Origin of the sequence: Enterobacter sp. 22466 (genome assembly GCF_052044775.1) — a bacterium.
In the GTDB taxonomy this organism is placed as follows: domain Bacteria; phylum Pseudomonadota; class Gammaproteobacteria; order Enterobacterales; family Enterobacteriaceae; genus Enterobacter; species Enterobacter dissolvens.
This window is the reverse complement of record NZ_JBQENX010000003.1, coordinates 228,371-241,427: the sequence shown is the minus strand read 5'-3', so window position 1 is coordinate 241,427 and position 13,057 is coordinate 228,371. Positions and strand designations below refer to the sequence as shown.

The window sequence follows — 13,057 nt, the reverse complement described above, 5'->3', positions numbered from 1 at the left end:
CGCTTAAACCGCCTGTAATTCTTCGCTGAGGAGAATGTTATTGCGCCCGAGATGCTTGGCTTCGTAGAGGGCTTTATCTGCTTTTTCCAGCGCGCCTTCTACGTCTTCATCCTCAAAAATAGCAATACCAATGCTGATAGTGACGTTGGTCGCCACGCTTTCATTGAACATATGCGGGATTTTCAAATCATAGACTTTCTGGCGAATACGCTCTGCCGTCTGGCGGGCATGATCCAGTGAAATGTTCGTCAGCAGCACCATAAATTCTTCGCCGCCGAAACGCGCCACAATATCCCGCGAGCGCACGGCATCCCGGATTGCCGCAGAGACACGGATCAACGCCTGGTCGCCCATCATATGGCCGTAGTGGTCGTTATAGGCCTTGAAGTGGTCGATATCCATCAGCAGGACAAAGTGTTCGCCATTTTCCACCGCAGGCAGATTTCCCAGTCGACTTTGCAGGCCGCGACGGTTATACAGGCCGGTAAGCGGATCCATCATGCTGAGATCGGTCAGGGTTTCCCGTTCTTCCAGTAACCGGGAAAGTAACTCCTGAGCGAAGCGATCGTTACGCCTTTGCAAAACGTTGTGAACGCCTATAGCCACAACCGGCAGAACGAAAGAGTAGGTCATTCTCAGCCAGTGCTCAGGGGTGCTTAACCACAGGCAGACAATAAATGCGGGTAATGAATGAAGAGTAAACGCTTTGATATTAATCGCGAATGCAAGAGACCCGATAAAAAGCACCGTTAATAGCGCTATGATCAAATACGTCTCGCGATCGTGCGTAATTAACGAAAATTTCGAGACAATTTGCCAGGCCCATAAAATACCGAATATCGCTGAAACCACAGGAATATTTACTCTGCGGGTACGCTTTTTCCAGTGCCAGAGCAACAATCCCGTACTGAGTGTAAAAATAGCCATCAGGGGGAAGGATAACAGGCGTACAGAATAGAGCGGATTTGTTACCGAGAACACCGCGGAGGTTGCGTTCAGAAATAAAAATAAACGTAACGATAACTGATATTTGCTGTTGACTAAAGACCGCCAGGATTGTGATGTCATAGTAGTGCGTTTTTTATTAAAATTTAATTAAAACAGATAAATAGGTGTTGTTTCGCAATAATGGAAGCAAAAAAATCAAAAGAGTAATTATCAGAGAAACTTTATGAGTAGTTAACAGGTGGGCAATTTATCACCTTAGGCAATTCCTGTCATTACGGGAAAGGTAAACGGCCATGGTTTTTAATTATAGGTACTGACAAATGATAATGTCTATCATATGATATTGGTTATCATTATCGATATGAGAGGGCAAATCATGTTGAGCCGGGTGTTAGGAAGTGGTTGGGGGGTATTACTGCCGGGCGTCATTCTCGGCGGTCTGATGTATGCCGATCTCTCCATTGAACTCTGGAAAGCCATCATTGTGTCAGGGCTGCTGGTGACATCAGCAATGATCTGGCATAAGCAATTACGGCACTTTGTTTTGTTGCCATCATGCGTCGCGCTGGTCAGTGGAATTCTGGTGATACTGATGAGTTTGAAATAACAGGGAATAACAAGAAGGACTGCAGAGAGGATGCAAGATAATTGGTGCGAGGGGGGGGACTTGAACCCCCACGTCCGTAAGGACACTAACACCTGAAGCTAGCGCGTCTACCAATTCCGCCACCTTCGCACAGTTATCTTACTTTTTGATATCGCCTCGTTGGTGCGAGGGGGGGGACTTGAACCCCCACGTCCGTAAGAACACTAACACCTGAAGCTAGCGCGTCTACCAATTCCGCCACCTTCGCCCAGTGCGAGCAATATCAACGTGATTTATGGTGCGAGGGGGGGGACTTGAACCCCCACGTCCGTAAGGACACTAACACCTGAAGCTAGCGCGTCTACCAATTCCGCCACCTTCGCATACCATCGATACTGTAAAAGTATCGTAACCACGGAGGCGCATTCTAGATGTTTTGAGCTTTACGTCAACAGAAAATTGCGCACGTTGTTTTGATTGCTGCAAAAATGGTCGGAACGGGGGCCCTGTCTGCCGGATGGCGCTGGCGCTTAACCGGCAGACAGGCAGGGTAGATTATTTTTTAGCCTGACGCGTCATCACGGTACGGTAGACCTTAAAGCGGCCCGTTTGTGCGATAACTTCATGGAAGCCGAAGGTCTCATCCAGCACTTTCGGGTACGGCAGGAAGGCGTTAGCGACGATCCTCAGTTCACCCCCGCTGTTCAGGTGACGTACTGCGCCACGGATCAGCGTTTGCGCCGCTTCAAGGCTGGTTTCGATACCATCGTGGAACGGCGGGTTGGAGATAATCATGTCGAACCGACCGGTAACGTCCGAGAAGACGTTGCTGGCAAAGACTTCGCCTTCAAATCCGTTGGCGGCGAGCGTCGCACGGCTGGCTTCGACCGCTGGCGCACTGACGTCACAGAGCGTCAGGCGGACTTTTGGTGAGTGGCTTGCCAGCACCGTTGCCAGCACCCCTGCGCCACAGCCAACGTCCAGTACTTTGCCTTTGGTGTGCGGCGTCAGCGTGGAGAGCAGCAGTTTACTGCCCACGTCCAGCCCGTCACGGCTGAAAACGCCCGGCAGGGTTTTTATGGTGAGGCCATCAAGCTGATACGCGTCCCAGAATGTCCCGGCATCAAAGGATGGCTGTTTTTCCAGACGACCGTGGTACAGACCACAGCGACGGGCACTGTCGACTTTGTTCAGCGGGGCGTACGCTTCCAGCATCTGCTCTGCGCTTCGCACACCGCTGCGGTTCTCACCAACCACAAAAATATCGCAGCCGACCGGCAGCAGGGAGAGCAGATTCATCAGCTGGAACTGCGCTTCCGGTTTGTTCTTCGGCCAGTAGTAGATCAGCGTGTCGCAGTCAGCGACATCACTCTGTTCCGCCACCAGGCTAAAGCGTGCGCGCTCGCCCATCTGGCGGCTCAGCACCTGCCAGTGGTGGTAGTATTGGGTATGGGCACGGCTTTCTGCACAGTCGAAACGCGCGGGCAGGTCATCCTGCATATCTCCGGCAAACAGAATACGGCTTTGTTCGAAATCATCACTGTGACGCAGCAAGACTTCACTTGCCGGGGTAAATGCAGACATGAATTGTTCCTCAATAAACTCAGGCGGGGATTATAGTAGGTAGATGGCGCACTTTCGACACATTTGCTATATTTGCGCGCCTGAGAGACAGGAGTTTTCCCTATGACATCCCGACGAGACTGGCAGTTGCAGCAGCTGGGCATCACCCAGTGGGCTTTGCGTCGCCCGACGGCGTTGCAGGGCGAAATCGCTATCGCCATCCCTGCGCATGTTCGCCTGGTGATGGTAGCGGAAGAACTGCCTGCCCTGAATGATGCTCTGATCGGTGATGTCCTTCGCAGCCTGAAGCTGACGGCCGACCAGGTTTTACAGCTGACACCGGACAGGGTCGCCATGCTTCCTCCTGATAGCCACTGCAACAGCTGGCGCATGGGCGAAACAAACGAGATATCCCTTCCGGGGAGTCAGATCAGCTCACCCGTGCTGGAAGAGCTGAAAGCCAATCCAAAAGCGCGAAGCGCGCTATGGCAACAAATCTGCGACTATGAACACGATTTCTTCCCTCACGACGCCTGATCTGTGTGCGGCGTACGCGATTGAAACACGCGCCCATGCGTTTCCGTGGAGCGAAAAGACACTCGCCAGCAACCAGGGCGAACGGTATTTGAATTACCGCCTGGACGTTGACGGCACCCTGGCCGCGTTTGCGATAACCCAGGTCGTTCTGGATGAGGCCACGCTGTTTAATATCGCGGTGGATCCCGCGTTTCAGCGCCGTGGACTGGGAAGGGAACTGCTTACGCATCTCATTCGTGAGCTCGAAACCCGTGATGTTTTCACCCTGTGGCTGGAGGTGCGCGCGTCAAATGTCGCCGCCATCGCGCTCTATGAAAGCTTAGGCTTTAACGAGGCGACAATCCGCCGTAACTACTACCCGACCGCAGAGGGACGTGAAGACGCCATCATTATGGCTCTGCCGATTGGATAACGAAAAATAAGGTTGTAACGATGAAATGGGACTGGATTTTCTTTGACGCCGACGAAACGCTGTTTACGTTTGATTCGTTCGGTGGTCTACAGCGGATGTTTCTGGATTATAGCGTGACCTTCACCGCTGAAGATTTTCAGGACTATCAGGCGGTGAATAAACCGCTGTGGGTGGATTACCAGAACGGTGCCATCACTGCGTTACAACTTCAGCACCAGCGTTTTGATGTCTGGGCTGAACGGTTAAATGTGAGTCCAGGTGCGTTGAACGAGGCATTTCTTAATGCGATGGCCGATATCTGCGCGCCGCTGCCGGGGGCGGTTTCCCTGCTCGATTCGCTGAAAGGCAAGGTCAAACTGGGGATCATCACCAACGGTTTTACCGCGCTGCAGCAGATCCGCCTTGAGCGCACGGGCCTGCGCGATCATTTCGACGCGCTGGTGATCTCAGAAGAGGTGGGCGTGCCGAAGCCGGATCCGCGTATTTTTGATTATGCGCTGGCGCAAGCCGGCAATCCCGATCGTGACCGTGTGTTGATGGTAGGCGATACCGCCGAGTCGGATATTCTGGGTGGCATCAATTCTGGTCTGTCGACCGTCTGGTTAAATGCGCATGGCCGCGTGAAGCCTGAAGGTATCGAGCCGACCTGGACCGTGACGTCGTTGAACGAACTGGAGCAGCTCCTGTGTAAACAATGATTGCCTGCCCCCCATTGATGGGTAAAATAGCCGCATTTTTCGTATTCCATGATGCGCGGCCTGCTGTCGCGCTTATATAAGAAGATTTGATTATGACGTTGTCTCCTTATCTGCAAGAGGTGGCCAAGCGCCGCACTTTTGCCATTATCTCGCACCCGGATGCCGGTAAAACCACCATCACCGAGAAGGTGCTGCTGTTCGGACAGGCGATTCAGACCGCCGGTACCGTAAAAGGCCGTGGCTCCAGCCAGCATGCAAAATCTGACTGGATGGAGATGGAAAAGCAGCGTGGTATTTCGATTACCACCTCCGTGATGCAGTTCCCGTATCACGATTGTCTGGTGAACCTGCTGGATACCCCGGGGCACGAAGACTTCTCCGAGGATACCTACCGTACGCTGACGGCAGTGGACTGCTGTCTGATGGTCATCGACGCCGCGAAAGGTGTAGAAGATCGTACCCGTAAGCTGATGGAAGTGACCCGTCTGCGCGACACGCCGATCCTCACCTTCATGAACAAACTCGACCGTGACATCCGTGACCCGATGGAGCTGATGGATGAAGTGGAAAACGAGCTGAAGATCGCCTGTGCGCCAATCACCTGGCCAATTGGCTGCGGTAAGTTGTTCAAAGGTGTTTACCACCTTTATAAAGACGAAACGTATCTGTACCAGACCGGTAAAGGCCATACCATTCAGGACGTGCGCATTGTGAAAGGTCTGGATAACCCGGACCTGGACGCCGCGGTGGGTGAAGAGCTGGCCGCGCAGCTGCGTGACGAGCTGGAACTGGTAAAAGGCGCGTCTCACGAATTCGACAAAGAGTTGTTCCTGAGCGGCGAAATCACCCCGGTCTTCTTTGGTACCGCACTGGGTAACTTTGGCGTCGACCACATGCTCGACGGTCTGGTGGAGTGGGCTCCGCAGCCGATGCCGCGTAAAACCGATACCCGTGAAGTGGAAGCGAAGGAAGAGAAGTTCACCGGCTTCGTCTTTAAAATTCAGGCCAATATGGACCCGAAACACCGTGACCGTGTGGCCTTTATGCGCGTGGTGTCCGGCAAGTATGAAAAGGGCATGAAGCTGCGCCAGGTGCGTATTGGTAAAGATGTAGTGATTTCCGACGCGCTGACCTTCATGGCGGGCGACCGCTCGCACGTGGAAGAAGCGTATCCGGGTGACATCATCGGTCTGCATAACCATGGCACCATCCAGATCGGCGATACCTTCACCCAGGGCGAAATGATGAAGTTCACCGGTATTCCGAACTTCGCGCCAGAACTGTTCCGCCGCATTCGCCTGAAAGATCCGCTGAAGCAGAAACAGCTGCTGAAAGGGCTGGTACAGCTTTCCGAAGAGGGGGCTGTGCAGGTCTTCCGCCCAATCGCGAATAACGATCTGATCGTGGGTGCGGTGGGTGTGCTGCAGTTCGACGTAGTGGTTGCGCGTCTGAAGAGTGAGTACAACGTGGAAGCGATTTACGAATCGGTCAACGTGGCGACCGCGCGCTGGGTTGAGTGTGCTGACGTGAAGAAATTCGAAGAGTTCAAGCGTAAGAACGAAGTTCAGCTGGCGCTGGATGGCGGTGATAATCTGACCTATATCGCCCCAACCATGGTTAACCTGAACCTGACGCAGGAACGTTATCCTGACGTACAGTTCCGCAAAACACGCGAACACTAATCCCCTCTCAGAGCACGGCAGCCGCCGTGCTCTTCTTTATTTCCTGTCTTATTAGTCTCTTGCGGAATGTTCTTAATTCATCGCAATTTCACGCTTTTTGCTCGTTTTTTGCCCAAATCTGAAAGCGTCACTGTGAGAGTGATCTATATTTAACTCAGTGTTTAGCACCGGGCGTGGATGAATAAACTGTTCAATGCATGACTTTAGGTTCTCCATTTTGTTCGTGTGTTTATTCGCGATATATAAAACTACTAAGGAAGTATGTAGCCCGAATAACGGGCAAAACACAGGAATACATCGATGAATATGACAAGACTGAAGATTTCTAAAACTCTGTTGGCTGTGACATTGGGTAGCGTTCTGGTAAGCGGCTCCGCCCTGGCGGAAACCAGCACCATGGATAAAGCTCAGTCCACTGCAAATAGCGCAGGGGAAAAAATCGATAGCTCTATGAATAAAGTCGGTAATTTCATGGACGACAGCTCAATCACAGCAAAAGTGAAAGCCGCGCTGGTGGATGATGAAGCGATTAAGAGCACCGATATTTCCGTCAAAACCGAGCAAAAAGTTGTTACCCTGAGTGGCTTTGTTGAAAGCCAGGCCCAGGCCGAACAGGCTGTAAAAGTGGCGAAAGGTGTTGAGGGCGTGGCGTCTGTAAGCGACAAACTGCACGTCCGTGACAGCAAAACCAGCTCAGTGAAAGGCTATGCCGGAGATGCCGCTACGACCAGCGAAATCAAAGCTAAACTTTTAGCAGATGACATCGTGCCGTCTCGTAAGGTGAAAGTGGAAACCACCGACGGTGTGGTCCAGCTTTCCGGTACGGTAGATTCCCAGGCGCAGATTGACCGCGCCGAATCCATCGCGAAAGCGATTGATGGTGTGAAAAGCGTCAAAAACGATCTTAAAGCGAAGTAAACCTGCACGACTCGCCCGTCAGGCTGAAGCCTGCGGGCGAAATAAGAATGACTCTGGAAAAACGCCGATGAGTGACCTGAGCGCTCATATATAGCGGCCGACATTAACTATGATAAAGGAGAGGCTTATGTTTCGTTGGGGCATTATATTTCTGGTTATCGCGTTAATTGCCGCCGCTTTGGGCTTTGGCGGACTGGCGGGTACAGCGGCCTGGGCAGCTAAAATTGTCTTTGTGGTCGGTATCATTCTGTTCCTGGTCAGCCTGTTCACGGGACGTCGACGTCCGTAGCAAACGCAATATTCTGTCAACAAAGAAAAGCCAGTCACTGCGACTGGCTTTTTCTTATTTGCGTTGCAGGTCGGGTGCGTTACTGTGGTGTAACAGAATAATCAAAACAGGAAAGCAGAGGTGGGGCAACGAATTCCCGTTACGCTCGGCAATATTGCGCCGCTGACGTTAGAACCGTTTCGCGCAGGGCAACTCGCACTCGTGTGTGAGGGCGGCGGACAGCGCGGTATTTTCACCGCTGGCGTGCTGGATGAATTTATGCGCGCGCAGTTTAACCCGTTTGACCTTTACTTCGGCACGTCTGCCGGGGCGCAGAACCTGTCTGCCTATGTCTGTAACCAGCCTGGCTACGCGCGAAAAGTCATTATGCGCTACACCACGGCGAAAGAATTTTTTAACCCGGTGCGCTTCGTGCGCGGCGGCAACCTGATCGATCTCGACTGGCTGCTTGAATCCACCTCCAGCCAGATGCCGCTGGCGATGGACACCGCCGCCCGTCTGTTTGACAGCGGTAAAGCGTTCTGGATGTGCGCCAGCCGTGGCGATGATTATTCCCCGGGCTACTTCTCTCCGCAAAAGGAGAACTGGCTGGACATCATTCGCGCCTCCAGCGCCATTCCCGGTTTTTATCGTACCGGTGCGCTGCTGGATGGCATCAGCTATCTGGACGGCGGGATCAGTGACGCGGTGCCGGTGCAGGAAGCGGCCCGGCGGGGGGCGAAAACCATCGTGGTGATCCGGACTGTGCCGTCGCAAATGTACTACACCCCGCAGTGGTTTAAACGCATGGAGCGCTGGTTAGGCGACAGCAGCCTGCAACACCTGGTGAATATTGCAAAGCAGCATGAAACGACCTACGGCGCCATGCAGCGCTTTATCGAAAAACCGCCAGGTAAGCTGCGGATTTTTGAAATTTATCCGCCGAAACCGCTGATCAGTATGGCGCTTGGCAGTCGTGTCCCTGCGTTGCGTGCAGATTATAAAACGGGACGGCTGTGCGGGCGCTACTTCCTGGCGACGGTCGGAAAAATGCTGGCGGAGCAACCACCCCTGCATCGGCATAAGCACATTATTACGCCGCCTGCGATTGTGGCTAACGATCCGCTGGCGGTGCCGCTGGTGGATGTCTCGCAGGCAAATGACGCTTTACTGGATAACGAGGATCTGGCGTGACGCACCGCTTTGTCGATACCCACTGCCATTTTGATTTTCCGCCGTTTACGGGAGATGAGACGGCCAGCATTCAGCGTGCCGCTCAGGCGGGGGTAAAGGCGATCGTTGTGCCTGCGATCGAAGCGGCATATTTCGATCGCGTTCTCGATCTCGCCCGCCGCCATGACGCCCTCTATGCCGCGCTCGGTCTGCACCCGATCGTGATTGAGCATCATCTGGACGAACATCTCGACGTACTGGATGCGGCGCTGCAACCCCGCGAAAACAAACTGGTTGCTATTGGTGAGATCGGCCTCGATCTTTATCGTGACAATCCCCGGTTTGAACGCCAGCAGACGATACTGGATGCCCAGCTCAGACTGGCAAAGCGGCACGATCTGCCGGTGATCCTCCACTCCCGACGTACGCACGACAAACTGGCGATGCACCTGAAACGCATCGATCTGCCGCGAAAAGGGGTCGTGCATGGCTTCTCCGGTAGCCTGCAGCAGGCGCTGCGTTTTATTGAACTGGGCTATAAGATAGGCGTAGGTGGTACCATTACCTATCCGCGAGCCAGTAAAACGCGCGACGTGATGGCGCAACTGCCGCTGTCCGCCTTGTTACTGGAAACGGATGCTCCGGATATGCCGTTAAACGGTTTTCAGGGGCAGCCGAACCGCCCGGAACAGGCGGCACGTGTGTTTACCACGCTGTGTGAATTGCGTGATGAGCCAGAAGCGGTGATCGCGCATGCGCTGCTGGAAAATACCCGCGCGCTGTTTGGCATTACGCTATAGGTAAAGTGCGGGGCGGATCACCGTGATGTGCTGTTTTTCCAGTGCCAGCGCCAGCGGCTCGATATCCTCCGGCGTGGCGCTGCGCCATGACGCCGCCTCGCCGTAAACGCCGTGCGCGTGAAAGGCATTAATGCGCACCGGGACGTTCCCAAGCCCGAGGATAAACGTCGTCAGGGACCTGAGATGTTGCAGATAATCGCACTGCTCAGGGATCACCAGTAAACGCAGTTCCGTCAGCCGCTGTTGCTGCGCCAGCCAGCGAATGCTCTGCTTAATCTGCGGGTTTTCGCGCCCGGTCAGCACGCGATGATGTTCGTTTCCCCAGGCCTTCAGATCCACCATCGCACCATCCAGTACAGGCAGCAGTCTTTGCCAGCCGGTTTCCCCCAGCAGACCGTTGCTGTCCACCAGACACGTTAAGTGGCGCAGGGCGGGATCGGCTTTGATCGCCGTGAACAGGGCCACCAGGAACGGTAGCTGGGTGGTGGCCTCGCCGCCGCTCACGGTGACCCCTTCAATAAAGGGGGCGGCTTTGTGGATCTGCGTGAGGATCTCCTCCACGCTCAGGCGATGCGCCATTGGCGTGGCCTGTTGCTGGCACAGATGCAGGCAGGTATCGCACTGCTGACAGTGACTCTCCTGCCACCAGACGCGTCCGGCCTGAATGGTCAGCGCAGCGTGCGGGCAGTGGGGCACGCAGTCGCCGCAGTCGTTGCAGCGCCCAATGGTCCACGGGTTGTGGCAGGTTTTACAGCGCAGGTTACAACCCTGCAGGAAGAGGGCCAGGCGGCTGCCCGGCCCGTCCACGCAGGAGAAGGGGATAACCTGACTAACTAAAGCGCATCTGCTGTTCATGGCTGACCACGCGCGGCTGACGTTCCAGAATGCGGGTATTGCGTGCGGCTTCTTCGCCAAGCCAGGTGGTATTGGTGCGCGAACCGGCTTCGCGGTACTGTTCCAGATCCGACAGACGCACCATATACCCGGTCACGCGCACCAGATCGTTACCGGCTACGTTGGCGGTAAATTCCCGCATACCGGCCTTGAATGCGCCCAGACACAGCTGAACGATCGCCTGCGGATTGCGTTTTATTGTCTCATCCAGCGTCAGAATGTCGCTGATCCCGGCGGGGTAGTGCGGGTGATGCGGCGCCACGGCCAGCAGATGACTGATCGGATCCGGCTCATCGCCGTACGGCAGACGCGCGCCCGGCGTCGTACCGGTATCGGAACTTATTCCCGACTGTGCATGGAGCATCGCACGCTGTTTCCAGCCGTATTTCACCGGCGTGTTTTCCACAAACGCCGCCAGCTGTTCGCTGATGCGATAGCCCAGCGCGTTGGCCTTCTCGCTTTTACCGTAACGGCCTTCAATGCCCGCCTTCTCGCAGAGCGTATTCACCGCTTCTGCCAGACCGTACATGCCAAACATCGGGACAAAGCGATAGGCATCAATCAGCCCCTCTTTCACCAGAAAGCTATTCTCAAAGAAGCCGGATTGTTGATAGAGAAACGCGCAGCGGGCATCAATGATGGCGATTTGTTGCTGGCAGTAGTGCGGCAACATACGGGTGAAGAAATCATCGGGTGACGTGCTGTGTTCAGCAATCGCCCGCAGATTGAGGCGGACCAGCGTGCTGCCACCGCCCGCCAGCGGCAGCGAGTTGTAACAGCTCACGATGCCATAGCGTCCTTTTGTGAAAATTTTATCATTCGCCGGTCCATGGGAAATATGCGGTTTGCTGCACTCACAGATGTTTTTTGCCACCTCGAGCAGCAGATCGTCCGGCGTCACGTCCGGGTCATAAATAAACGTCAGATTCGGTGCGACCTGCTTCAGTTCTGCATCGGCACGCAGAATGGCACGGGTGACAGGCGTATCTGCCGGACCGATGTTGACGTGCGTGAAGGCATCCGGCAACGTTCTGTCGAGATAGCGCCAGAAACGTTTTATTCGGCTATCAATCTCTTCTTGTGTTAGAATTCTAACATAAGGTTGCAGTAAGGCATCAAGATGACCGAGATAGACCGGCATCGATGTGACGGACGGAACATGATGGTAGAGAATGGTTAACAGCGAGAGGGCATCATCCAGATCTTTCGCCCCCTCCAGTTCCAGCCATTCTGAACCCTTAGCCAGAAACGTTGCGTAATCCGGCAGAACATAACGGGGTTTGTAAGGTGCATGGCCTTCGAACATGTCGCAGATAAATCCCTTGTCCAGCGCGGCACGAGCCGCCTCAGGAAGTGCCGGATAAGGCAGAGTGTTTTCCGCTTCCAGCGCCAGAAAATGACGTTTTTGTTCCGGGCTTAACACCGGGCTTGTCACAATGTGCTGGCAACGTTGTTGCAGGGTGTCGGGGCTGGCGTGGGGCATGTTCGCTTCCTTGAGTGTTCTGCGGATGATGAACGGATTGTAGGAAGCCATCCCGTCAGGGCTTTTGATCTGACAAGGGGAATCGCTGCATTCGTCAGCAGTTTACGCATTAAAGTTTGAAGAAGATCTCATTACAGTAATGCAAATTTGTACGTAGTTTTCATTAACTGTGATGAATGTCGAAGTGTGAATGCGGGTGGATGTTAGAATACTCACAGACCCGCAAGGTAAAATTGATACGGCACCGCCGTTGGAGAATGTTATGACCGATTTAACTGCAAGCAGCCTGCGCGCGTTGAAACTGATGGACCTGACCACCCTGAACGATGACGACACTAATGAAAAAGTCATCGCCCTGTGCCATCAGGCGAAAACGCCAGTGGGCAACACTGCCGCTGTCTGCATCTATCCGCGCTTTATCCCGATTGCCCGCAAAACGCTGAAAGAGCAGGGTACCCCGGACGTGCGCATTGCAACCGTCACTAACTTCCCGCACGGTAACGACGATATCGAGATCGCGCTGGCGGAAACCCGCGCGGCGATTGCCTACGGCGCAGACGAAGTGGACGTGGTATTCCCGTACCGTGCGCTGATTGCGGGCAACGAGCAGGTGGGCTTTGACCTGGTGAAAGCCTGTAAAGAGGCGTGTGCCGCGGCAAACGTGCTGCTGAAAGTGATCATCGAAACTGGCGAACTGAAAGAAGAAGCGCTGATTCGTAAAGCGTCCGAAATCTCCATCAAAGCCGGTGCCGATTTCATTAAAACCTCAACCGGTAAAGTGCCGGTGAATGCGACCCCGGAAAGCGCGCGCATCATGATGGAAGTGATCCGCGATATGGGCGTGTCCAAAACCGTGGGCTTTAAACCGGCGGGCGGCGTGCGTACTGCGGAAGACGCGCAGCAGTTCCTGGCGATTGCCGACGAGTTGTTCGGCTCCGACTGGGCCGATTCCCGTCACTACCGCTTCGGCGCGTCCAGCCTGCTGGCAAGTCTGCTGAAAGCGCTGGGTCACGGCGACGGTAAGAGCGCAAGCAGCTACTAAGTTTGAATTGCCGGGTGGCGCTACGCTTACCCGGCCTACCCGATCGTGGTTGG

General features: G+C 54.3%; 14 protein-coding genes and 3 tRNA genes. 10 read left to right on the top strand and 7 right to left on the bottom strand.

The features are described from left to right. Positions 1 to 3 precede the first annotated feature (3 nt). Positions 4 to 1,068, bottom strand: a complete 1,065-nt coding sequence (locus tag ACTJJI_RS10925; protein ID WP_043951564.1) for a GGDEF domain-containing protein — start codon at positions 1,066 to 1,068, stop codon at positions 4 to 6. Between the two features lie 217 nt (positions 1,069 to 1,285). Here ACTJJI_RS10925 and ACTJJI_RS10920 point away from each other — a divergent pair, with 217 nt between their 5' ends. Beyond that, on the top strand, positions 1,286 to 1,555 hold the full coding sequence (locus ACTJJI_RS10920) for a DUF1435 domain-containing protein (protein ID WP_074166291.1): 270 nt from the start codon (positions 1,286 to 1,288) through the stop codon (positions 1,553 to 1,555). 42 nt (positions 1,556 to 1,597) lie between these two features. Here the strand turns inward: ACTJJI_RS10920 and ACTJJI_RS10915 are convergent. The 4 genes from ACTJJI_RS10915 to rsmC form a co-directional block, all read right to left on the bottom strand. Then, positions 1,598 to 1,684, bottom strand: a tRNA-Leu gene (locus ACTJJI_RS10915). 31 nt (positions 1,685 to 1,715) lie between these two features. Next, positions 1,716 to 1,802 (bottom strand) — tRNA-Leu (locus ACTJJI_RS10910). A 28-nt stretch (positions 1,803 to 1,830) separates the two neighbouring features. Continuing rightward, a tRNA-Leu gene (locus ACTJJI_RS10905) sits at positions 1,831 to 1,917 on the bottom strand. A 172-nt stretch (positions 1,918 to 2,089) separates the two neighbouring features. Beyond that, positions 2,090 to 3,118 (bottom strand): 16S rRNA (guanine(1207)-N(2))-methyltransferase RsmC, encoded by a 1,029-nt coding sequence (rsmC, locus tag ACTJJI_RS10900; protein ID WP_014830567.1) that lies wholly within the window; start codon positions 3,116 to 3,118, stop codon positions 2,090 to 2,092. A 102-nt stretch (positions 3,119 to 3,220) separates the two neighbouring features. Between rsmC and ACTJJI_RS10895 the strand changes: the two genes are divergently transcribed. The 8 genes from ACTJJI_RS10895 (at position 3,221) to ACTJJI_RS10860 (ending at position 9,585) form a co-directional block, all read left to right on the top strand. Further along, positions 3,221 to 3,634, top strand: coding sequence for a DNA polymerase III subunit psi (locus ACTJJI_RS10895; protein ID WP_046889370.1), 414 nt, complete (start codon positions 3,221 to 3,223; stop codon positions 3,632 to 3,634). After that, positions 3,603 to 4,046, top strand: a complete 444-nt coding sequence (gene rimI, locus ACTJJI_RS10890; protein WP_192544873.1) for a ribosomal protein S18-alanine N-acetyltransferase — start codon at positions 3,603 to 3,605, stop codon at positions 4,044 to 4,046. Before ACTJJI_RS10895 ends, rimI begins: the two co-directional genes overlap by 32 nt. Positions 4,047 to 4,066: 20 nt before the next feature. Continuing rightward, on the top strand, positions 4,067 to 4,744 hold the full coding sequence (gene yjjG, locus ACTJJI_RS10885; RefSeq protein WP_014830570.1) for a pyrimidine 5'-nucleotidase: 678 nt from the start codon (positions 4,067 to 4,069) through the stop codon (positions 4,742 to 4,744). Positions 4,745 to 4,836: 92 nt separating this feature from the next. Continuing rightward, the gene (prfC, locus tag ACTJJI_RS10880; RefSeq protein ID WP_014830571.1) at positions 4,837 to 6,426 is read left to right on the top strand and encodes a peptide chain release factor 3; all 1,590 of its coding nucleotides are present in this window, start codon (positions 4,837 to 4,839) and stop codon (positions 6,424 to 6,426) included. Positions 6,427 to 6,726: 300 nt separating this feature from the next. Next, positions 6,727 to 7,344: a molecular chaperone OsmY gene (gene osmY, locus ACTJJI_RS10875; RefSeq protein ID WP_014830572.1), complete on the top strand. Its 618-nt coding sequence runs from the start codon at positions 6,727 to 6,729 to the stop codon at positions 7,342 to 7,344. A gap of 127 nt (positions 7,345 to 7,471) precedes the next feature. Further along, on the top strand, positions 7,472 to 7,633 hold the full coding sequence (locus ACTJJI_RS10870) for a DUF1328 domain-containing protein (protein WP_003856556.1): 162 nt from the start codon (positions 7,472 to 7,474) through the stop codon (positions 7,631 to 7,633). A 120-nt stretch (positions 7,634 to 7,753) separates the two neighbouring features. Next, positions 7,754 to 8,806 carry a patatin-like phospholipase family protein gene (locus tag ACTJJI_RS10865; RefSeq protein ID WP_440654012.1) on the top strand — a complete coding sequence of 351 codons (1,053 nt, stop codon included), beginning with the start codon at positions 7,754 to 7,756 and terminating at the stop codon, positions 8,804 to 8,806. Then, on the top strand, positions 8,803 to 9,585 hold the full coding sequence (locus ACTJJI_RS10860; protein ID WP_319852299.1) for a TatD family hydrolase: 783 nt from the start codon (positions 8,803 to 8,805) through the stop codon (positions 9,583 to 9,585). The genes ACTJJI_RS10865 and ACTJJI_RS10860 overlap by 4 nt, the downstream gene beginning before the upstream one ends. Here the strand turns inward: ACTJJI_RS10860 and ACTJJI_RS10855 are convergent. Together ACTJJI_RS10855 and ACTJJI_RS10850 are read right to left on the bottom strand one after the other, a co-directional pair. After that, the gene (locus ACTJJI_RS10855) at positions 9,580 to 10,440 is read right to left on the bottom strand and encodes a YjjW family glycine radical enzyme activase (protein ID WP_014830575.1); all 861 of its coding nucleotides are present in this window, start codon (positions 10,438 to 10,440) and stop codon (positions 9,580 to 9,582) included. The genes ACTJJI_RS10860 and ACTJJI_RS10855 overlap by 6 nt on opposite strands. Then, positions 10,415 to 11,962: a YjjI family glycine radical enzyme gene (locus ACTJJI_RS10850; RefSeq protein WP_440654010.1), complete on the bottom strand. Its 1,548-nt coding sequence runs from the start codon at positions 11,960 to 11,962 to the stop codon at positions 10,415 to 10,417. Before ACTJJI_RS10850 ends, ACTJJI_RS10855 begins: the two co-directional genes overlap by 26 nt. A 262-nt stretch (positions 11,963 to 12,224) precedes the next feature. On the opposite strand from ACTJJI_RS10850, the gene deoC reads away from it, so the two are divergent. Next, complete coding sequence (deoC, locus tag ACTJJI_RS10845) at positions 12,225 to 13,004, top strand: deoxyribose-phosphate aldolase (RefSeq protein WP_014830577.1); 780 nt, start codon at positions 12,225 to 12,227, stop codon at positions 13,002 to 13,004. The last annotated feature ends 53 nt before the right edge of the window (positions 13,005 to 13,057 follow it).